Annotated in this window: 21 protein-coding genes and 1 pseudogene; 8 read left to right on the top strand and 14 right to left on the bottom strand. The window is 44.7% G+C overall.

The window, feature by feature from the left end; translation table 11 throughout:
• Positions 1 to 199: 199 nt before the first annotated feature.
• Entirely contained in the window at positions 200 to 1375 is a 1176-nt protein-coding gene (purT, locus tag L5L94_RS16895; RefSeq protein WP_263164187.1) for a formate-dependent phosphoribosylglycinamide formyltransferase, read from the bottom strand.
• Between the two features lie 281 nt (positions 1376 to 1656).
• Here purT and L5L94_RS16890 point away from each other — a divergent pair, with 281 nt between their 5' ends.
• From L5L94_RS16890 to L5L94_RS16870, 4 genes and pseudogenes are all read left to right on the top strand, one after another.
• The gene (locus L5L94_RS16890; RefSeq protein WP_028759246.1) at positions 1657 to 2049 is read left to right on the top strand and encodes a DUF3302 domain-containing protein; all 393 of its coding nucleotides are present in this window, start codon (positions 1657 to 1659) and stop codon (positions 2047 to 2049) included.
• Position 2050: 1 nt separating this feature from the next.
• Entirely contained in the window at positions 2051 to 3196 is a 1146-nt protein-coding gene (locus tag L5L94_RS16885) for an HlyD family secretion protein (RefSeq protein WP_263164186.1), read from the top strand.
• 95 nt (positions 3197 to 3291) lie between these two features.
• Positions 3292 to 4801, top strand: a pseudogene (locus L5L94_RS21835) (AAA family ATPase).
• A 135-nt stretch (positions 4802 to 4936) separates the two neighbouring features.
• On the top strand, positions 4937 to 5572 hold the full coding sequence (locus L5L94_RS16870; protein ID WP_263141545.1) for a DUF2625 domain-containing protein: 636 nt from the start codon (positions 4937 to 4939) through the stop codon (positions 5570 to 5572).
• 601 nt (positions 5573 to 6173) lie between these two features.
• Here the strand turns inward: L5L94_RS16870 and L5L94_RS16865 are convergent.
• The 4 genes from L5L94_RS16865 to cysP all read right to left on the bottom strand — a co-directional run bounded on the left by L5L94_RS16865 (position 6174) and on the right by cysP (position 10204).
• Positions 6174 to 7304 (bottom strand): sulfate/molybdate ABC transporter ATP-binding protein, encoded by a 1131-nt coding sequence (locus L5L94_RS16865; protein WP_131523841.1) that lies wholly within the window; start codon positions 7302 to 7304, stop codon positions 6174 to 6176.
• On the bottom strand, positions 7301 to 8167 hold the full coding sequence (gene cysW, locus L5L94_RS16860; protein ID WP_263164181.1) for a sulfate ABC transporter permease subunit CysW: 867 nt from the start codon (positions 8165 to 8167) through the stop codon (positions 7301 to 7303). The genes L5L94_RS16865 and cysW overlap by 4 nt, the downstream gene beginning before the upstream one ends.
• Before the next feature lie 9 nt (positions 8168 to 8176).
• Positions 8177 to 9022, bottom strand: a complete 846-nt coding sequence (cysT, locus tag L5L94_RS16855) for a sulfate/thiosulfate ABC transporter permease CysT (RefSeq protein ID WP_105249982.1) — start codon at positions 9020 to 9022, stop codon at positions 8177 to 8179.
• 174 nt (positions 9023 to 9196) lie between these two features.
• Positions 9197 to 10204, bottom strand: coding sequence for a thiosulfate ABC transporter substrate-binding protein CysP (cysP, locus tag L5L94_RS16850; protein ID WP_263164180.1), 1008 nt, complete (start codon positions 10202 to 10204; stop codon positions 9197 to 9199).
• A gap of 212 nt (positions 10205 to 10416) precedes the next feature.
• Between cysP and cysM the strand changes: the two genes are divergently transcribed.
• A complete protein-coding gene (cysM, locus tag L5L94_RS16845) occupies positions 10417 to 11295 on the top strand; it encodes a cysteine synthase CysM (RefSeq protein WP_263164178.1) in 879 nt (292 codons plus the stop codon).
• A 94-nt stretch (positions 11296 to 11389) separates the two neighbouring features.
• Here cysM and L5L94_RS16840 read toward each other — a convergent pair whose 3' ends face one another.
• The gene (locus L5L94_RS16840) at positions 11390 to 11926 is read right to left on the bottom strand and encodes a DUF4136 domain-containing protein (RefSeq protein WP_198573002.1); all 537 of its coding nucleotides are present in this window, start codon (positions 11924 to 11926) and stop codon (positions 11390 to 11392) included.
• 176 nt (positions 11927 to 12102) lie between these two features.
• Here L5L94_RS16840 and L5L94_RS16835 point away from each other — a divergent pair, with 176 nt between their 5' ends.
• Complete coding sequence (locus L5L94_RS16835; protein ID WP_028759256.1) at positions 12103 to 12408, top strand: DUF1289 domain-containing protein; 306 nt, start codon at positions 12103 to 12105, stop codon at positions 12406 to 12408.
• 86 nt (positions 12409 to 12494) lie between these two features.
• On the opposite strand, the gene L5L94_RS16830 is transcribed toward L5L94_RS16835, so the two are convergent.
• The 5 genes from L5L94_RS16830 to L5L94_RS16810 form a co-directional block, all read right to left on the bottom strand.
• Positions 12495 to 13763, bottom strand: coding sequence for an ATP-binding protein (locus L5L94_RS16830; RefSeq protein ID WP_263164175.1), 1269 nt, complete (start codon positions 13761 to 13763; stop codon positions 12495 to 12497).
• Positions 13764 to 13774: 11 nt separating this feature from the next.
• On the bottom strand, positions 13775 to 14488 hold the full coding sequence (locus L5L94_RS16825) for a response regulator (RefSeq protein WP_006080570.1): 714 nt from the start codon (positions 14486 to 14488) through the stop codon (positions 13775 to 13777).
• Positions 14488 to 14898 (bottom strand): DUF3019 domain-containing protein, encoded by a 411-nt coding sequence (locus L5L94_RS16820; RefSeq protein ID WP_263164174.1) that lies wholly within the window; start codon positions 14896 to 14898, stop codon positions 14488 to 14490. Before L5L94_RS16820 ends, L5L94_RS16825 begins: the two co-directional genes overlap by 1 nt.
• 5 nt (positions 14899 to 14903) lie before the next feature.
• Positions 14904 to 15767, bottom strand: coding sequence for a MipA/OmpV family protein (locus L5L94_RS16815; RefSeq protein WP_263164172.1), 864 nt, complete (start codon positions 15765 to 15767; stop codon positions 14904 to 14906).
• Between the two features lie 362 nt (positions 15768 to 16129).
• Entirely contained in the window at positions 16130 to 16366 is a 237-nt protein-coding gene (locus L5L94_RS16810; RefSeq protein WP_028759260.1) for a hypothetical protein, read from the bottom strand.
• Between the two features lie 806 nt (positions 16367 to 17172).
• Here L5L94_RS16810 and L5L94_RS16805 point away from each other — a divergent pair.
• Positions 17173 to 17736: an acetate uptake transporter gene (locus tag L5L94_RS16805; RefSeq protein ID WP_113939919.1), complete on the top strand. Its 564-nt coding sequence runs from the start codon at positions 17173 to 17175 to the stop codon at positions 17734 to 17736.
• Between the two features lie 71 nt (positions 17737 to 17807).
• On the opposite strand, the gene L5L94_RS16800 is transcribed toward L5L94_RS16805, so the two are convergent.
• Positions 17808 to 18278 carry a YcxB family protein gene (locus L5L94_RS16800; RefSeq protein ID WP_219250433.1) on the bottom strand — a complete coding sequence of 157 codons (471 nt, stop codon included), beginning with the start codon at positions 18276 to 18278 and terminating at the stop codon, positions 17808 to 17810.
• Between the two features lie 241 nt (positions 18279 to 18519).
• Between L5L94_RS16800 and L5L94_RS16795 the strand changes: the two genes are divergently transcribed.
• A complete protein-coding gene (locus L5L94_RS16795) occupies positions 18520 to 18858 on the top strand; it encodes a DUF1971 domain-containing protein (protein WP_168825047.1) in 339 nt (112 codons plus the stop codon).
• A 67-nt stretch (positions 18859 to 18925) separates the two neighbouring features.
• On the opposite strand, the gene L5L94_RS16790 is transcribed toward L5L94_RS16795, so the two are convergent.
• On the bottom strand, positions 18926 to 19342 hold the full coding sequence (locus L5L94_RS16790) for a VOC family protein (RefSeq protein WP_113939921.1): 417 nt from the start codon (positions 19340 to 19342) through the stop codon (positions 18926 to 18928).
• Between the two features lie 56 nt (positions 19343 to 19398).
• Positions 19399 to 20013, bottom strand: coding sequence for an NADPH-dependent FMN reductase (locus tag L5L94_RS16785; protein WP_028759265.1), 615 nt, complete (start codon positions 20011 to 20013; stop codon positions 19399 to 19401).
• Positions 20014 to 20110: the final 97 nt, after the last annotated feature.

The following is a 20110-nucleotide window of genomic DNA, read 5'->3' as shown; positions in this document are numbered from 1 at the left end:
CTGTTGGTTTTACTTATCTGGGTTAAGCCGCAACTTAAGATGAGGGCTAGCAAGAAAGGGCGCTAGTTTACTCCGCCTATTGGAGACGGTCACTTTTTATTGGTGCGGCTCTGTGTTGAAAAAGGGAAATGGCATTAAAGCGCATTTCCCTTTGATGTGTTGCTTGTGCTTAAAGCCAATTTTAAACGGCTAAACCCGCTTAAAAGATGACATTCACTTTACTGGCGCTATCGAGTGCTTTGCTGATTGCGCTGTCGATATCGATATCACGGGCAAGCGCGACACCTAAACGGCGGCGACCATCAATATCGGGTTTGGCGAATAATCTAAGCTGAGTATTGACCGCTTCTAATGCCGCACCAATCCCTTGATAGCGGATATTGCTTGAGATGCCTTCGGCCAAAATCACCGCCGAGGCACTTGGACCATGCTGATGGATATTGGGAATAGGCAGGCCGAGAATCGCTCTAACATGCAGGGCAAATTCCGATAAGTCTTGGCTGATGAGTGTGACTAAGCCTGTGTCGTGGGGTCTTGGCGAGACTTCAGAGAAATACACTTCATTGGCTTTAACAAACAGTTCTACGCCAAATAGTCCATAACCGCCAAGGGCTTCGACGACTTTGCTCGCAATCGCTTGGGATTTTGCTAGCACTTCATCGGACATGACTTGTGGCTGCCATGACTCGCGATAATCGCCATCTTCTTGCCTGTGGCCAATAGGCGCACAAAAGTGTATGCCGTTGACTGCGCTGATGGTTAACAGGGTGATTTCATAATCGAAGGGAATAAAGCCTTCGACTATCACGCGACCGCTGCCGGCGCGTCCGCCTTCTTGGGCGTATTGCCATGCTTTATGGCTGAGGGCGATATCGCGAATAACGCTTTGGCCTTTGCCCGAGGAACTCATGACTGGCTTCACCACACAGGGCACGCCAATTTCACTAATCGCTTGATTAAATTCGGTTTCGGTATCACAGAAAAAATATGGCGAGGTTGGTAAACCTAAGGTTTCAGCGGCGAGGCGACGAATACCTTCCCTGTCCATAGTGAGCTTTGTTGCCCGAGCAGTCGGGATAATATTTACCCCTTCGGCTTCCATGTCCACTAAGGTTTGGGTGGCGATGGCTTCAATCTCTGGGATGACTAAGTGCGGTTTTTCTAACTCGATAACCGCACGCAGGGCGTTGGCATCGAGCATATTGATCACATGGGAGCGATGCGCGACTTGCATGGCGGGGGCGTTGGCGTAACGGTCAACGCCAATCACTTCAACGCCTAAGCGTTGTAGTTCAATGGCAACTTCTTTGCCAAGTTCACCGCAGCCGAGCAACATGGCGCGTCGTGCGCCCTCAGTGTAGGGAGTGCCTATCATGTGTGGGTACCTTTGAGATTGTAGGGATGATGAGTTTTATGCTTGCGTTCTATGCCGCAATGATGTGGCTAGTTTAGCCTGAACAGGCTTTAGGATCATGGAGTAAATCGACAAGTGTGTCCCGGATCACTGGGGGCAAAAACGAAACAGCATATCTTTGGTTAATATTGGGGCTGAGGTTGAGAGTAAACTCAAATGTTAATGTCATGTTGGTAGCATGTTTGGAGACCATCCACTAATCTTTGGGATGGAATACATATTATTAATACAAGGAGATGCAGATGTTCTTAGATTACTTTGCGTTAGGTATTTTGTTTTTTGTCATCATTATTATGTTTTATGGTGTCATTGCCATTCATGATATCCCCTATGAAATAGCCAAAAAGCGTAATCATCCCCAGCAAGATGCATTACATATCGCCGGGTGGGTGAGTCTATTCACCCTACATGCAATTTGGCCATTTTTATGGATCTGGGCGACTTTATACCGTGAAGATCGCGGTTGGGGGTTCAATACTGTAATGAAGCGAGAATTAGTTTTAGAGGAGGATGTGAATTCATTGCGCGAGACGGTCAGAGGGCTTCAGACTCGGCTTGAACAGTTAGAGCAAATAACTCCCATGAATATAGCGCCTGCTGTGGATGCGATAAAAACAGACAAAGTTGAGGTATAACATGGATTTATTACTCATACTCACCTATGCGGCCGTGTGTATTGCTATCTTTAAAGTCTTTAAAATTCCGATGAATAAATGGACTGTTCCCACCGCAGTGCTGGGTGGAGTGTTCATTATTGGTACCTTATTGCTCGTGATGAATTACAACCATCCTTATTCTCGTTTTGCCCGTGAATATTTTGTCACTATCCCTATCACCCCCGCAGTAAAAGGCTTAGTGACTTCGGTGGAAGTGCTGCCTAATGTGCCAGTTAAACAAGGGGATGTGTTATTTCGTCTCGATCCTATTCCCTTCGAGGCCGTTGTTAAACGTAAACGCGCAGCTTTGATGGAAGCAGAGCTCCAAGTGCCACAACTCGCCGCGGCGTGGGAGTCTGCTAAGGCTAATGTAGAGCGCGCTAGGGCCGATAAAGACCGTAATAAATCTGCCTTCGAGCGTTATGAGTTAGGCCGCAAGAAAGGGGGCGCGAATTCGCCTTTTACTGAACTGGAACTCGATAATAGGCGTCAATTGTACTTAGCCTCAGAGGCACAACTGACTGTCGCGAATGCTGAAGAACTGCGTGTCCGGCTGGCCTATGAATCTAATATTGATGGTGTTAATACCAAAGTAGCTGGCTTGCAAGCTGATGTAGCCAGTGCACTCTACGATTTAGAACAGACCGTCGTGCGGGCACCTGCAGATGGTGTGGTGACGCAAATGGCACTTCGTGCGGGAGCGATGGCAGTGCCTTTACCATTACGTCCCGTAATGAGCTTTATTCCCGACGAGCAGCGCTACTTTGCGGGGGCATTCTGGCAAAACTCGTTAATGCGTTTGCAGGAAGGTGATGAAGCTGAAGTGATATTGGATGCCGCTCCAGGACAAATCTTTAAGGGAAAAGTGGCGAAAATATTACCCGCTATGGCTGAAGGTGAAGTTCAAATGGGCGGCGCGCTGCAGTCATCGGCTCGTTTATTTCAAAATGGTCGCGTTATTGTGCTGATTGATATCGAAGATGATGCTATCCGTACGCAATTTCCTGCGGGTGTTTCTGGGCAGGTTGCAATTTATACTGAACATTTCCATCATGTCGCTGTGATGCGTAAAGTATTGCTGAGGATGCAAGGTTGGCTGAATTACTTGTTTTTTGATGGACATTAACCCTTAATCGGTTAACTTTTGTCTGTTGTATCAAGTCCAGTTCGCTGGACTTTTTTGTGACACATTTTTGGGTGAATAAAAAGGAATTTGAAAGCATGCAAGATATTCACGATTTAACCTCAGTGCTGCGCTCCAATACGCCAATCGTAGTGATTGAAACCTATGAAGAATATCGCGTGGTCGAGTTACTTAAACGGGTCGCCAGTGTGCTTTATCAACCTGTGTTTACTTGGAGCATTACCCAAGGTTTAGCACGGGTCGATAAACCTATGGCGGCGCAAAAGTTTAATAGTGAACCCACAGATTTGCTTGGGCAAATTAAATCAACCTCGCAGCAGGGGATTTATGTACTGTGCGACTTTCATCCCTTTGTGATCGATGCGCCAAAGAATGTCCGTTTACTCAAAGAAATCGCCCTCGAGTACGAGACGCTGCAACACACATTAGTGCTGGTGAGCCATGCCTTTGATATCCCGCCCGAAATCAAACGTTATTGCGCCTATTTTCAATTAACCTTACCAAGCACAGTGCAATTGCAAAACCTGATCTACCTTGAGGTCGATAAAATTCGTCAACAAGGCACGCCGTTACTGGTCGATGATATCGCAGTGGTCAAATTAGCGGAGAATCTGCGGGGCGTGACCTTAGACGATGCCCGCCGTCTGGTGCGTAAAGCCATAGTCGATGATGGTGCTGTTACCTTGTCAGATATTGATGCTATCAATAAAGCTAAGTTTCAGTTACTCGACTTAAATGGCGTGTTGCAATTTGAATACGACACCAGTGATTTCTCGCAGGTCGCTGGCCTGCATAATCTTAAAAAATGGCTCAAGCAGCGCGCCCATAGCGGCTGTCAGCACCCTTGACCAAGGCGATAAGCCGATTTCTGTTCAACACACCAAGGCGCTCGATGCGCCCAAGGGGATTTTGCTGCTCGGCGTTCAGGGCAGTGGTAAGAGCCTCGCGGCTAAGGCAGTTGCGGGCGTCTGGCAACGACCTTTGCTCAGACTCGATATGGCAGCCTTATATAACAAATACATAGGTGAAACTGAGAAGAACCTGCGTAATGCACTGGATCTGGCTGACATGATGTCGCCCTGTGTGCTTTGGATAGATGAAATTGAAAAAGGCTTAAGCGGGAGTAGCAGTGATGAGGGAACATCGACGCGGATCCTCGGCACCTTACTCACTTGGATGGCGGAGCGTAAATCTGAAGTGTTTGTGGTGGCTACCGCTAATGATATTCAAGTTCTGCCGCCAGAGTTGATGCGAAAGGGCAGGATGGATGAAATCTTTTTTGTCGATTTACCCGACGAAGCTATACGCAAAGCCATCTTCTTAATCCACTGTAAGCGCCGTGGAATCGATGTGGCGAGCTTAGATCTCGCCCAATTATCGGCTCGCAGCAAAGGATTTTCCGGCGCCGAAATCGAACAAGCGGTTATTGCTGCCATGTATACCGCAAGAAGTGTCGAGTGCAGTGTCGACCAAGTGTTATTACTTGAAGAACTTAGTAAGACACGGCCTTTATCTGTGGTCATGAGCGATAAAATCAATGCGCTACGACAATGGGCTGCAGGCCGAACCGTGAATGCCCATGAGTAAGATTTTTGCTTGGTTCCATGAGTGCTAACTAGCATTTTTAAACGCTATATTGGCTTAGTTATTTTCGAGATTCCCAAGGTACAGTTATGAATGATGAGTCGTTTTACTGGATATTAGTGATACAAGGATAAGAGATTGAAAAGTATATATGAACTGATTGATATCGAAGACTCTGGCATAAAAGTAGTCAATGAAATGGTTGCTGGTGCTGAGCATTGTGTAGAGATACTGCCGCCTTCAAAGGATCGGGTTGAAGTACTTGAATCACTTCAGGTATCGACTCGTTCGGTATTAGGGGCAATTGCCTACGAAACCGGTGGGATTTTGATCGACAATGGATGGATTCGTTTTTTCGGCTCTGGACATGAAAGATTGTCTAGAAACCTTACTGATTGGAATAGAAGTGCACATTATCTTTTAGTGGCGAATGACGTAGTTGGTGGATTTTTTGCTATCAACGGCGGCGGTTTAGGCGCAGATGTTGGGAATATATACTATTGGTCGCCAGACTCAATTCATTGGGAAGGGTTAGAAATCGGGTTCGCAGATTTTTTTCAATGGTCAGCTACAAAGAGAATCAATGAGTTTTATGCGAGTTTAGGTAAAGAGCGCTTTCAAAAAACCTATTCACAGATAGCTACAGATAAATGCCTGAGTTTTTATCCATTTTTATGGGCGAAAGAAGGTTCTATTGAAATAAGCAGCGTGAAAGTGGTGTCAGTTGATGAAATGTATAGGCTGAAATTGGAATTATTAACCTCGGTTAGTTAATTCGTTTACCCGCTGATTTTATGAGTACTTCTGCAATAATTATTTGTTATAAACATCTAATATATTGATTGTTAGATGTAAATCTGCTTATCAGCTCTATTGATTCAACATGGATGGGCTGTATATGCCATCCATGATTAATCACTTCTTCGGAGGGGACAGCACCAAGATCTAGCTGACGTTTTTGGCGGTATCTTGGGATTTCTCGTTACCGCTTGCATCAAAAATCAAAGCTGTCGCTATCACCAAAAGCTGTCGCGGCAATGCCTAATGAGTGCTTTAGTGTTGGCGTGACAATTGGTTTGAATCTTAGCGGTATCCACTCCCTGTGGTACCGCTAATGCTGCTTATTCCTATCATGATGACATTAGATAACCTGAACTCGGGATAATGAGTGTCGAAAAATCTAAATTTAACAAATTAAATCAATGATATAAATTATTGGTTTGAAAAGAAAAATCTATTTTCTGACTGAATGCGCAGATTTTTGCGCATATCAAGGCGCTCTGTCGTACGCCATAGCTAGCTATGGTTAGACAGAGCAACGCAGAGAGGCCCGAAAAGATGCCTATTCAGCGGCTCTGCTTATCCCGAGCTCAGGTTAGATATCAAAGGCGAGACTGCCCGGAGTCAGGAATGGCCAACTTAGACGCGTCGGTGAACTCTCACCCTGCGCACCAAAGAAGTAAGCTGTTCTTGGGGTGGCGTAAACCACACTGCCTTTTTGCAACCCGAGTTCCTGCAGATTATGGTGGGTAAATTTGGCTTCCCACAGTTCTTCGCTATGCCAGCCGTGTGGGGCTAATTCCAGTCTTACTTCGGCGCCAATGGGGGTCATGGCGACAATATTGAACGGCAAATTGGCCTGACTATTGGGCTTATTTGACAGCGCTAATTCGTGACTGCGTACATAGAGAACACCATCTTGCTGCAGTGTTTGCTGTTCTGGGGGTGTTAAAAATGCTTGACCATTTTCCCAACGTTTTTGTTGCCAACTGGCTTCAAAGACATTGACGTTACCAAGAAAATCAAACACAAAGCGACTATTGGGGTGTGAGTATAGCTCAGCAGGTGTATTAATCTGCTCTATATGACCATTGCTCATCACTACCACTCTATCTGAGAGCTCAAGCGCCTCATCCTGATCGTGGGTCACAAACACGCTGGTGAATTTCAATTCATCATGCAGGCTGCGTAGCCAGCGGCGTAGTTCTTTACGCACTTTAGCATCTAAGGCGCCAAAGGGTTCATCCAGTAGCAAGACTTCTGGTTGGGTTGCGAGTGCACGGGCCAACGCAATGCGCTGTTTTTGTCCTCCCGAGAGTTGTTCAGGATAGCGCTGTGCTAGATGGCCTAGTTGTACTGTTTCTAGCAGCTGTGTCACTCGCTTATGAATTTCTGCCGCCGAAGGCCTTTGTTTTTTCGGCATGACTTCGAGTCCAAAGGCGACGTTATCGGCGACCGTCATATGGCGAAACAGCGCGTAGTTTTGAAACACAAAACCTACGCGTCTTTCACGCACATGCACTTGAGTGACATCTCGGTTGCCGAATTGAATTTGGCCGCTATCGGCTCCTTCAAGACCGGCAATAATCCGCAGCAGTGTGGTTTTGCCTGAACCTGATGGTCCTAGCAGACCAATCATTTCCCCTTCTTGAATATCGAGATTAAGTGGGGAAAGCGCCTGAAATTGGCCAAATTTCTTGGAAATATTAGTAAGACGAATACTCATAGTTGGCTCTGCTCTTTATTGTCATTGGCGGTTAAACTGCGTTGTTGCCGCCATTCCACTACGGCTTTTAGCATTAGGGTAAATAGGGCGATCAGGGCCAGTAATGACGCGCTCGCGAAGGCGGCTTCGGCCTGATAATCTTCGTACAATAATTGCACATGTAAAGGTAAGGTATTGGTTTCGCCGCGAATATTGCCAGACACGACAGCAACGGCACCAAATTCTCCTACGGCTCTGGCATTGGTGAGGATTACACCGTAAATCAGTGCCCATTTGATGTTGGGTAGGGTCACGCGGCGAAAAAGTTGCCACCATGACGCTCCGAGGATCACTGCAGCTTCTTCTTCCGATGCGCCCTGTTGTTGCATCAATGGGATCAGTTCTCTGGCTACAAAGGGGCAAGTGACAAAAATGGTCACTAATAGTATTCCCGGCCAAGCAAACATGATCTGCAGATCGTGCTCATATAGCCATTCGCCCAGCCAGCCACTGTTGCCATAGAGCAGTAAATAGAGCAAACCTGCGACGACAGGGGAGACCGCAAATGGAATATCAATTAGCGTGATCAGTAATTTGCGACCGGGGAATTCAAAACGAGTCACGCTCCATGCCAGCATGATTCCGAACACTAAATTGATTGGTACTGTGAGTGCTGCCACCATCAGTGTTAAACCAATCGCATGCAGCGAATCCGGTTGAGTTAGGTGCCCAATATAACGCTCCCAACCTCCGACAAACGCCTGCTGAAAAATACTCACTAGCGGCAATAGCAACAAGAGCAAGCCTAAGAACACGGCGAGGGTAATAAGGCTCCATTTGATCAGGGGTGCTTCACCGACTCTTAAGGGTTTAAATGAGTTCATATTTGCTCCTTATCGTCCATGAATGCGGCGCAGATAACGCGCCTGCCACAGGTTTATCAGCAGTAATAGCAGTAACGAGGTCATCAGAACCACTGAGGCAATGGCGCTGGCACCTGCAAAATCAAATTCTTGCAGGCGGACAAAGATCATTAACGAAGTGATTTCACTGATATAGGGCATATTGCCAGCGATAAAGATCACTGCACCAAACTCACCCAGACTGCGGGTAAAAGACAGTGCCGTTCCAATCATTAATGCTGGCCAAAGGGAGGGCAAAATAACCCGCCAGAATACCGAACGATCCGAGGCGCCAAGTGTCATTCCCGCTTCTTCTTCCTCGTGGGATAACTCTTCGAGAACGGGTTGTACCGTACGAACCACAAAGGGAATACTGGTGAAAATCATCGCGACCACTATGCCTAGCGGGGTGTAGGCGACTTTTATGCCCCATTCAGCTAATAGACTACCGATTTGGCCGTTTTCCGCATAAAGGGTGGCTAAGGTGATACCGGCAACGGCGGTCGGCAAGGCAAAGGGTAAATCTACCAAGGCATCTAAAATGCGTTTGCCGGGAAATTCATAACGCACGAGTACCCATGCGAGTAATAATCCGAAAAGGCAGTTAAATAATGATGCCGCGAGCGCCGATAGTATGGTGACTCGGTAACTGGCAACCACTCTGGGATCGGCAATCACGCCCCAGTATTCGGACCAGCTCATTGAACTGGTCTGCATGATTAGGCCTGTGGTTGGCAATAATAGGATTAGGCTGACAAACAGTAGGGACACACCTAAGCTGATGGTAAAACCGGGAAGAACCCGCTTATGGCGTAAACGCCCGTTATTAAAAATCACAGAATAATCACCCGATCAGGTTAATTGCGTTAAACCAATACTATTTATACGGTTCGCTCGTTGTTGGCTCAAGCCATTTGTTGGATGCAATCTTGATTGATAAATGCCAATTAGCGATAAACCCGAGACTTTGCTCGGGTTCAATGTTGATATCTTACTACATTAAGGACGATATCAGCGCTTTAATAGCTCATCGAGTTTTGTACCGTTAGCAAACTGCGTTTTCATGGCATTATCCCAACCACCGATGATTTGCTCAACAGTTAGCAGGTCAACGGTAGGGAACTGCTTAGCAAACTCAGCTTTTACCTTTTCGTTGTGTACACGATAGCTGAATCCTGCCAGTAGACGTTGCGCTTCTTCGCTGTAGAGATAATTCAAATACTCAGTTGCGAGTTCCTGTGTACCGTTACGCTTAGCATTTTTCTCAACCACAGCGACGGGGAACTCTGCCAGAATCGAGGTTTTTGGTACAACCACTTGGTAATCGTCCGTACCATACTGCTGGCGGATATTGTTCACTTCCGATTCAAAGGTAATTAATACATCACCGATCCCACGTTCAACAAAGGAGGTGGTCGCACCGCGGCCGCCTGTATCAAATACTGCGACATTACCGAGGAATTTTTTCAGGAATTGATCCAGTTTAGCCTGATTATCCTTACCATAGTTTTTCTGAGCATAACCTAATGCGGCTAAATAAGTGTAGCGAGCATTACCAGAGGTTTTTGGGTTAGGAAAGACCAGTTTAACGTCATCTCTCGCTAAATCGCCCCAGTCGCTGATTTGCTTTGGGTTACCCTTACGCACCAAAAATGCAATGGTGGAATAGTAAGGCGAACTGGCGTTAGGCAGTAATTGTTGCCAATTTTCTGGGATCAATTTACCGCGATCGTGCAGAACTTGTACGTCTGTCACTTGATTAAACGTTACCACATCTGCGGGTAATCCCTGCAGAATCGAGCGTGCCTGTGCAGATGATCCTGCATGGGATTGTTTAATTTCGACGGTTTTACCTGTTTTCTCTTCCCAATGTTTGGCAAAAACGGGGTTGTAGGCATTGAATAATTCCCGTGCGATATCATAAGAGGAATTAAGCAGGGTTTGATCTGCGGCAGTCACATTGAGTGAGGTTCCCAGAATGAGGGTTCCTAGCAGGGCCTTTATCAATTTTACGGACATTTTTAACTCCTTAATCTGGCAATTTTGTCAGCGTTATGGCACCTAGAGTAATAGAATTAATTGTTTATAAAAAGCCAGTTGAATAGAACTTTTTTGAATAACTATGAGCGATTTATTTTATGTTATAAGCAGTATTCACCGTGTTTGTCAGTGGTAACCGACTTAGAATAGGCTATCGCTTAGTTGTTTTTATCAAGTAAAGGATAATCCTAGTGTCTGACTTTCCGACAATTGAAGCCTGCATCGGGCAAACTCCGCTGGTTCGCTTGCAGCGGCTTAACTGTGGTACTTCCACTGTACTATTAAAATTGGAAGGCAATAACCCCGCGGGTTCAGTAAAAGATCGTCCTGCACTCAATATGATTATTCAGGCCGAACTTCGCCAAGAAATAAGCCCTGGTGATACGCTTATTGAGGCAACGAGTGGCAATACTGGGATTGCGCTGGCGATGGCGGCGGCAATCAAAGGATACAAGATGATCCTGATTATGCCGAATAATTCGACTCAAGAGCGTAAGGATGCGATGCAAGCCTATGGCGCAGAGCTCATGCTAGTGGATAACATGGAGACTGCGCGGGATTTGGCGCTGCAGTTACAAAGCGAAGGCAAAGGTAAGGTGCTGGATCAATTTAATAACCAAGATAACGCTAATGCCCATTTCCTCACGACAGGCCCTGAGATCTGGCAACAGAGTCTAGGCAAAATTACCCACTTTGTGTCAAGTATGGGGACGACAGGTACCATAATGGGTGTGTCCAAATACCTTAAAACTTGTAATCCCGACATCACTATCGTCGGTCTTCAGCCCGCCGATGGCAGTGCTATTCCAGGGATTCGGCGTTGGCCGCAGGCATATTTGCCTGGTATTTTTGATGCTTCTTGGGTTGATTTAGTTATGGATATTGAAGAGCAAGATGCAAAAGCCATGGCGAGAACCTTAGCGCGAGAGGAAGGGATTTGTGCTGGAGTCAGTTCGGGCGGTGCCGTGTTTGCTGCGCTGGAGATTGCTAAACAATATCCGGGTTCTGTGGTCGTGGCGATTGTCTGTGATAGGGGCGATCGTTACCTTTCGTCAGGGCTTTTTTCCTGAGTCCTAGATTTTTACTCTAAGCATATTGAGCGATATGAATGTTTGATGGGTGAAAATGGGCGAGACGCGCCCATTTTTACCCTTTAAAACGTGATCATTTTTTCGGTGGGAATTGCGTCAAAATTCGGTTGACGGCTTTGGCGGTATCTTGGGCTTTCTCGTTACCGCCTGCATCGAAATCATAGCTGTCGCTGCCACGCCAAATAAGAGCTTTGGTCTTAGGATCGACAATATCTATCTGAATGGTTTGAATTTTAGCGGTATCACTCCCCAGCGGCACGCCAACACTGGTGCCTATGCCAATCCCGCCCGAATTTCCGAATGTGCCTGTGCCTAATCCAATGGATAGCCCTGAATCTTTGGGCTTATCTTGGGTGAGTAAGGCGTAGGCGACGTTAAAGTCGGGCGACGCTGTATTTTCTACAAACCCTTTTTGAGTCAATTGGTTGTTAATTTCTACTTGAATACGCTGGGCGCTTAACGGGTCATCCGTCGGCTGTGGTGTTAACTGGGTAAAGCTGCGTAGTGCGGTGAAGTCGTAATTGAGATCATAATCGTTTTTCGGTTTACTGCTGCAAGCGCTTAATAAGGCAACAGCGACGAGCAGACTGGCAAAGTGACGGTATCCCATGATAGTGCTCCAAGTTGTACAAACTCTGTTCAATGTGCCTTGATTAAGGTTGTTTCTGCAAGTACTTTAGATAAGTGTGTTGTATTTGAATCGCTTTGAATGCAATCCAACGGTATCTTTTTTAGCGCGGGTCGTTTTGAGTATGGTTCATTTTTAGATAGGAATAGCGGCGGGTTATGGAACAGTTAGCCTTTTTTGATATCCCGAGTCCTTGTATCGGTGTGTGTGTTACCGATGCGCGTGGTTACTGTAATGGTTGCCTGCGAAGCCGTGACGAAAGATTCAATTGGTTAACGTTTTCAGATGCGCAAAAGTACGATGTCATTCGGCTGTGCACTCAACGTAAACGCCGTCGCCAGTTAGCGATGATGAAAGCACGGCAAGCGCAAATAGAGCAAGAAAGGGCAGCGTTAAACCCACAGTTGAATTTTGAGCCTGAGCCTGAAGCCGATCTGGATTTTGGTGGCTTCGAGCTAGACTAATAGGTTGAATTGACTTGTTTAACTCGTTTTTTGTATTCGCGAGTGGGATTCATGACTGACTTGTAATAGTCTCATCTCGATTCCTATTACAGCTTACGTTTTTTCGGCCAGATTAAACTAAATCGAGTATGTTGTGCATCACTTGTAACACTCACATTCCCTTGATGTCGTTGCATAATCCGTTTGATGATCGCAAGGCCTAAACCATGTCCTTTATTGCCATTCTGTACCGATTGGCTGCGATAAAATGGCTCGAACACTTTCGGTAAATCCACCGCAGGGATAGGTTCGCCGTCGTTAGTCACACTTAAATTGATCCTGTGCTGGGTCTGCTTAACTTCAATGATGATTTCAGTGCGAGCAAAGCGTTGAGCATTGGTCAGTAAATTCTGTAGCGCCCGTTCGATTAATGCGGGTTCTCCGAATAAGGGCAGTTTTTCGACTTCGGCCTTGAGCGTTATAGGCGTTGGACTTAAGGTTTCTAGGCGCTTAATACTTTGATTGATGAGATTAATTAAATCGTACTCATCCAACTGGATACCTTCTCGCTGTGACTCTAAGCTGGCGTAGGTCAGCAGTTCTTGAAGTAAGTCTTCCATTTCTTTGATGTCGAGCTGCATTTCATCGAGAAAGTCTTGTCGCTTCTGTTCGTCCGAATCTGGCTGACAATACATAGGCATAAGTGCAAGAGCGAATTTGAGCCTCGCCAGTGGCGTGCGGATCTCATGGGATACCGCATTAGAAAGGTGTTTCTGGTTCTCAATCAAGGCGCTGATATGTCGCGCCATTTCGTTAAACGTATTGGCTAAGGGCTTAACTTGGGAGCGATTTGACAGGGTAATCCGCGTGTCCCATTTGGCTTCGCCAAATTCTTTGGTGGCCTTACGCAGTATGCTCAAATCCCGTGAAAGCGGGCCGACCCAAATTAGCGCAACAAGGGCGAGTGATAAATAAAAGAACAGGGTGAACAGGCTGCGAAGGTTGGCTCTGGGATCTATGTCCAGCGGCCCCGCCATTAAGACTTGATCGTCTACTCGAATAAATTGCAGCAAGCTATCATCATTGGCCGTGGTGGTGAACACCTTGCTTGTGCTTAAAGCTTGATTATCTGCCAGTGCGACTTGATCTGCATTGAGTAATTGCAGTGGCATCACAGGGTTCGCAGGGATCGCCTCCAGATACCGTTGGCGGGCATCGGGAGGTAATTCCGCTAATAATTGCGCTAATGCCACTAACGGCGCATCGAGGGCATTATTGTCATCAACATTCTTCTGCCACAGGCTGTCGAGTGTCCAGCCAATCCCAAGCACGCTGAGACTGAGTAGCAGATATAAACTGATAAAGAGACGTTTCACTGTATTTGTGCTTAGTTATTCCAAGCTTCAGGAGCAAAGAGATAACCTTGTCCCCAAACGGTTTTAATTCTGAAAGGTGTCTCGATATTATCGTTGAGTTTTTTACGTAATCTAGAGATCCGCACGTCAATTTTTCGATCTTTACCATCGAAATCAATATTGAGTAACAACTGATAAATATACTGACGGCTGAGCACTTGGCCCGCTTGCGAGGCCAGTAACCACAGCAATTCGAATTCATGGCTGGTGAGATCGATTTCAGTTTCATTAAGACGAATCGCATGGGTATGCGGGTCGATACTCAATTTACCGAAGGTTAGACAATGTGATTCTGCCTGTGGTGGCTGATTCTGACGGCGAAGTAAGTTGTTGATCCGCGCAACTAACAGAGCAGGATCGACGGGCTTGACCACGTAGTCATCGGCACCGAGTTCTAGTCCTTTGATTTGATCTTCGCTTGAGCCAAGTGCGCTCATCAATAGGATTGGACCTGCGAAATAATCGGGCAGTTTCTCACACAGAGTGAGACCATCCATGCCCGGTAGCATAATGTCTAACAGTATGATATCTGGCTTGTAATTGATTAATCGTGTTAGCACTGTATCGCCACGGCGTTCAACTTCAACATGCATACCATGGGATTTTAGGTAATCTACAATCAAGTTTGCTAGGCGAACGTCGTCTTCAACCAATAATACTCTGTGGTTCGATTGTGGGCTTGTCATTAAAATAAACTCCAAGGGTTGCGGTAACGTCTGCGAACCTGAGGTTGTGATGCAGAAGTGATTTTAAGTTTGGCACCAGCCAAAGTTTGGTTACTGTCTTTACTCACCATGACAAATTGAATATCCGTCATAGTGTGGATTTTCATGCTTAACGTATGGGTTGAAACTGAATCACTGCACCATTTGGGATAGGCGGCGTTGTCGGACAAGATACAGATAAGCTCATCTTTAGCGAGTTCCCACTGTAGTTCTATATAGACGTCACAGGCCTCAGTTTCTGAACTTGTGATGCAAATTTCGGGTGTGAGTTTGAGTGCCGAGTCGCGAGTTTTGGCTTGTGCTGAACTTTGGCCCATCAAGCCGAGGCTTAGACCTATAAAGCAAAACAAGCTTAACTGAGGCAGTGTCACTAACGTTAGAACCTATAGGCAGCGCCGATAAAGTAGGTGCTGCTATAGTCTTGGTCTAACAAGGGACTGGCGGCAATCTCATCGGCAATTAGAGTGTAACGAACTGCCAACAGTAGATCCCAATTGTCAGTTAATATGTAACGGGCCGTCATTTCCGCACCTTTATCCCAACCTGATTTTGCTTGATATTTTTCGCTCCAATAGGCGTTTTCACTGGGTCTAACGCTGTAATAATAATCCACTACGGCTTGGCTCTTCCAATCAAATACCAGCGCAAACTCAAAAATGAAACGATCGTAATCCCAACCATAGGTCCATTTTATTTGTGCTTCTGAACCTTGATGCACATTAAACATATCATGAGTGTACGCCAATCTAATAATACCGAGCCGCGTATAGATGAATGCTTCGGCACCGCCAAGTAAGGTGAAGTTCCGAGTCTCTAAGGAATTAAACTCAGGCTCGGGCTCAGTCGATAAATACATACTATTTATGGCTTTGGCTTCAACTTGAGTGCCACGATTCAAAAAGATATTTGATGGGTCCCATTGATAGAAGTAGGCTCTATCTAAGCTATAACTTGTTACTAAGTTAATTGTAAAGCTTTCTTGCTCGGCTAAGGTATAACCTAAATTACCATTGTCGAAGAACCAGTGTTCGCCGTAATAGGCCACTGTTGGAATAAAGAACAATGGAATATCGTCAAAATCCCTGAGTGGATTGCTTTTTTGTCCCCAGCCTATGGCGATGCCTAGATCCCAGTTGTTCATCTCAATACATTGATTTTCTGGTGCACAGGCTTCTTTCGCCATTCCGATTGCAGGCAAAATACTTAAACTTGTAATGAGGACAAAAAGAATACGATACATGATTTAACGATTAAGGGCTGAGGTTAACAATACAGGAAAACAGATTAGCATTTTATGCTCAATTCAACAGTGGTTTCATTCACGGAGATGCAAAATGATACAGCTATCAATTAAATAATAAATTTATGGATTGCACAATATGTTGATAGTCATGCTAAAAGCTTATCTTGGCAGCTTTCGTACGGTTAATTGTGGATGTTAAATTTTGTGTTTTATAAGTTTCGAGTGTAACTGAAATGATGTTAATTATGATGTAAAAGCTGTGTTGCTTGGAAATAATAATGCCATTCGCAAGTGTGAATGGCACAGACTGAAGCCGAATAACCTACTTTGCGGTAATAACACAGAGATTAGAATGAAGATTAATTGACCTCAGTAACTGACTTGTAGCCCATTTCTGTCAATTGATCGTTTACACAATCAAGCACATATTGTTTTAGCTCAGCATTTTCGACTTGATCTTCAGAGGCCATCTGCTGGCACACTTCTTTCAGCTGAGCGAGATCGGCTGCTGGTGCAGGCGGTAAAGAGGAGTCGTCAGCAAAGGAAGTGAAACTTACTAATGCCAATAGAGTAAAAACAGCTGATAACTTATTCATTTTATTTCCTTTAGTTATGTATTGTTAACCACAGATTAAGATGCATTCTCTTAATTCCACTGTGCCAACATCAGCAATTTATCACTGCTATTCTGTTTTAGATATAAATAATTTTTACCTTTCTTGATTAAGGTTTTTTACCTTGTTTTCCCTTGATTCGCTTCAAGTAAATGGGCTGGCTGAGTGTACTTTATTTGCTCTAGTTTGATTCATTCTCAGCATCTTTTGCTGCTTGAGTTAGGTTCACACCCCCCCCTCTGAACTCATGCGTGCTAAGTTGGCTCTTCTGAACTTGTGCTTGAAATTAATTGATGAAACTCTGCACATAAACTTATGTGCTTAACTTATGCGCTTAATTGTGTGTACAGTAGAACTTGGATTTCTTTCAAAAATGCTGCTTACATCACTTTAAGGACTTATTTGCGATAAAGTGCATTATTATCACTGTTTATGGTCGATTTTTAATGAAGGTTTAATCGCCGCTGTTAACTGAATTATGCGGTAGTTATAAGAAGTCATATAAAATGAGATATGACGCATGTTGTAGGCCGTTTTTTTCTAGAATATTGAATTAAAAAGAATTAATTTTTATGTGTTTTTTAGTTTAAATTTTATTTTACAGTTTATTATTTTAACTTTATGTTTTTATTGTTTATTTTTATGTGTTCGTTTGTTTTTGATGATTACATTGCTAAGATTATAGCTATCCTCTAGAATGCGCCGCTCTCGCAGGTGCGCGTGCATAAGATTAATGGCAAATGCTATTGATTTTTATTGAATTGTTGATTTTTCTCTAGGGGAACTCTGTGTCTACAAAACTGGCTAATCCAGCGCCATTAGGTTTAATGGGCTTTGGTATGACAACAATTTTGTTAAACATTCATAATGCGGGATATTTCCCTATTGATTCTATGATCTTAGCCATGGGGATTTTTTACGGTGGCATTGGTCAAGTGATTGTGGGGATTATGTGTTTCATGCGCGGCGATACTTTCGGTACGACGGCATTTACCTCATACGGTTTGTTTTGGTTAACGCTAGTGGGCCTCATTTTAATGCCTAATGCTGGCATTGCGGCGAGTCCAACGTATTTTATGGGCTGGTATTTAACGCTTTGGGGCATATTCACGGCATTCATGTTTGTGGGTTCTTTGCGTTATCCAAGAGCCAAACAGTTTGTGTTTGCTTCTTTAACTATCTTATTTTTCCTGCTGGCGGCGCGTGATTTTACGGGTAGCGCCTTGATTGGCACTATTGCGGGCTTTGAAGGGATACTTTGCGGTGCGAGTGCGATTTATTTTGCGATGGCGCAGGTGCTTAATAATGAGTATGGCCGTACGATTTTACCGGTTGGTGAATTGAAAAAGTAACGATTCAGCAATGCAGAGTTGTAAAAAAGGCTGATGAAGATCAGCCTTTTTTATGGGTGTTTTTAGCTGTACTAGATTTTAGTTTTAATATAGGCCACAGCTGCTTCATCTAAGCTACGGAGAGAAACATAACTCGTGCCTGCTTTGTGGGTGATCAAGAAGCCTTTTTCAGTTTCTTTAATCCGGTAAATGTCGGTCCATAAAATTTGGCTGGTCACAGACATGGATTGAGTGTGAATCCCTTGCTCATCAATGGTGAGTGTGACCTCATTGCTGGCCGCTTTACTCATCATCTGACGCATCAACCACCATGCTTTGTGATACTTCACATTTAGCGCTTCTATAACACCTAACCCAACAAAAAAGTAAGCTAAATAAAGGCTAATATCGGTGAAAATAAGCGCGATACCTATCAGGGTTAATCCAATGGCTTTGTAGTAAGGTTTGAGCGTGGGATCTGGTACCACTGATTGCGTATAGCATTCATCGAAATGGGCTTTATCTAAAATATACGTTGTGGAATATGAATAGGGCGTTGGCATCATGTCATCTAATTGAGGTGGCACTTAATGCGGGCTAGTGTAGCGATTACAGTGATGAAAGTAACTAACCTTGCTATTGCAAGCATGAATGAGCACTTTGGTGTTTTCAAATTCGACGTTCAAACCCGCTCGTTAATACAGGTCAAGATATGAGTTGGACAGAAATACGGCAACGGCTATATTAGTCTTGCCGTAAGCATTACTCGATTTTCGTGATTTGACACAAGGAGTGCAAAACATCATGGCCTTAGTCCCCAAAGATTTTGTAAATTACAAATCAACGCCGGTTTTCAACCATGACAACGTTCCTAAAATGTTGCTGCACATGCACAATACTAAGGCTGGCGTATATGGGCAGATCCAAGTGTTAACGGGCAGCTTAAAGTTTTATGGCTATACGGGTAGCAGGGGCGAATTAGATAAAGAAATTATTATTCGCGCAGGTGAAACCGCCATTTCACATCCTGAATATTGGCATAAAGTGGAGCTACTGACCGAAGATACTCAGTTTAGACTCCACTTTTATGCCCATAAGGATTCGGCCATAGTGGCGCAGCAACAATCCGAGCGAAGCGAATAGTACCTGGCTCCTATACCCTATTCACTACATGCGGTTCTTGGCTACTTCTTTTTAATAACGATTTACGCTAATAGCGATTTCGTTCCGTTGGAATATCAGTTAAATACTCCACAAATTCCACTTCAAAACCATGGGCATCGAAGAAGTAAATATTGCGTCGATAGGGATCGTCCATGCCATCTTTGGCAATAGGGAAACCTGCTTGGGTCAGTCTTGCTATCACAGCATCTAAGTTGTCGGTCACAAAGGCAAAATGCGCCAGTCCAATTTGATGACCAGCCAAATCGCGGTTTTCACCTTCACCATTGTCACTAAAAGCAATGTATTGATAATCATCACCAAAATGAATCCAATTACGGGGTTTGCCGTACCAAGTGCCTTTATCGCCACCGCGAACACGCCAATGGGGGAAAGCCGCTTGATAAAAGCGCAGTGCTGCGGGGATGTCGTCTACCACTAAATTGATATGCTCTAAATGAATCATAATGCGTTCCTTGTAATGATTTTAGTCTGTTGCTGGTGGTTAAAATCTCAAGCCGCTTACATACCGTAACAGTACTCCTGCTGTTTTGGGTACGCTTGATTGGCATGTTGTTCACGAATGGGGGCTAATGCTTGGGCGTATTGATGCAGCATATATAAGCTGTATTGCACTCTTTCCCTAAGCGCGATATCGCGGGCACTCTCAGGGATTGCATTGAGTACATGGCTGACATTTCGGATGATTAAGTGATCGGGTATGGGCACTAATTTATTGTTTTTAAGGGCATTCATCTTCACTTCAACGATAGGGTAGGTACCGCTAATACCATCCGATATTGAAACTAATAAGGCGGGTTTATGGGCGGTTTCTTCGCGAGTACACATCAACAAAAAGTTCTTCAGTAATGGTGATGCCATGCCGCCCCATTCCGGGGTGATCAGCACTAGCGCATCGGCTTCATCGACTCTGTGTTCTATTTCGGGCCAGTGTTCACCTTTGTTGTCTTCTTCTCCATCCCAAAAGGGCAGATTAAACAGGCATAGTTCTAAGTGATGTATCGTGTCGTAACCCATGTTGTGGGGAGATGAGAAACTGCTTTCCGCGATATAACGACCGACTTTAGCACTTTGTGAATCGGGTCTTTGGCTGGTGCTGATGATGAGTAATTTCATTAAGTAAACCTATTTGTTTATAAATTATTTGTAAGGTAATTGCTTTATTTAATATTGTAAAGGATAAAGTAAATAAAAAAGTTTATTTAATCTGTTA

Origin of the sequence: Shewanella sp. SM21 (assembly GCF_025654335.1) — a bacterium.
GTDB lineage: Bacteria > Pseudomonadota > Gammaproteobacteria > Enterobacterales > Shewanellaceae > Shewanella > Shewanella oncorhynchi.
This window is presented reverse-complemented; position numbering and strand designations above follow the sequence as displayed.

Excerpts from the sequence above, each read along its gene's own strand:
- purT (WP_263164187.1), bottom strand. The coding sequence starts at position 1,375 with ATGATAGGCACTCCCTACACTGAGGGCGCACGACGCGCCATGTTGCTC.
- L5L94_RS16890 (WP_028759246.1), top strand. The coding sequence starts at position 1,657 with ATGTTCTTAGATTACTTTGCGTTAGGTATTTTGTTTTTTGTCATCATT.
- L5L94_RS16885 (WP_263164186.1), top strand. The coding sequence starts at position 2,051 with ATGGATTTATTACTCATACTCACCTATGCGGCCGTGTGTATTGCTATC.
- L5L94_RS16865 (WP_131523841.1), bottom strand. The coding sequence starts at position 7,304 with ATGAGTATTCGTCTTACTAATATTTCCAAGAAATTTGGCCAATTTCAG.
- cysW (WP_263164181.1), bottom strand. The coding sequence starts at position 8,167 with ATGAACTCATTTAAACCCTTAAGAGTCGGTGAAGCACCCCTGATCAAA.
- cysP (WP_263164180.1), bottom strand. The coding sequence starts at position 10,204 with ATGTCCGTAAAATTGATAAAGGCCCTGCTAGGAACCCTCATTCTGGGA.
- L5L94_RS16840 (WP_198573002.1), bottom strand. The coding sequence starts at position 11,926 with ATGGGATACCGTCACTTTGCCAGTCTGCTCGTCGCTGTTGCCTTATTA.
- L5L94_RS16835 (WP_028759256.1), top strand. The coding sequence starts at position 12,103 with ATGGAACAGTTAGCCTTTTTTGATATCCCGAGTCCTTGTATCGGTGTG.
- L5L94_RS16825 (WP_006080570.1), bottom strand. The coding sequence starts at position 14,488 with ATGACAAGCCCACAATCGAACCACAGAGTATTATTGGTTGAAGACGAC.
- L5L94_RS16815 (WP_263164172.1), bottom strand. The coding sequence starts at position 15,767 with ATGTATCGTATTCTTTTTGTCCTCATTACAAGTTTAAGTATTTTGCCT.
- L5L94_RS16810 (WP_028759260.1), bottom strand. The coding sequence starts at position 16,366 with ATGAATAAGTTATCAGCTGTTTTTACTCTATTGGCATTAGTAAGTTTC.
- L5L94_RS16800 (WP_219250433.1), bottom strand. The coding sequence starts at position 18,278 with ATGCCAACGCCCTATTCATATTCCACAACGTATATTTTAGATAAAGCC.
- L5L94_RS16795 (WP_168825047.1), top strand. The coding sequence starts at position 18,520 with ATGGCCTTAGTCCCCAAAGATTTTGTAAATTACAAATCAACGCCGGTT.
- L5L94_RS16790 (WP_113939921.1), bottom strand. The coding sequence starts at position 19,342 with ATGATTCATTTAGAGCATATCAATTTAGTGGTAGACGACATCCCCGCA.
- L5L94_RS16785 (WP_028759265.1), bottom strand. The coding sequence starts at position 20,013 with ATGAAATTACTCATCATCAGCACCAGCCAAAGACCCGATTCACAAAGT.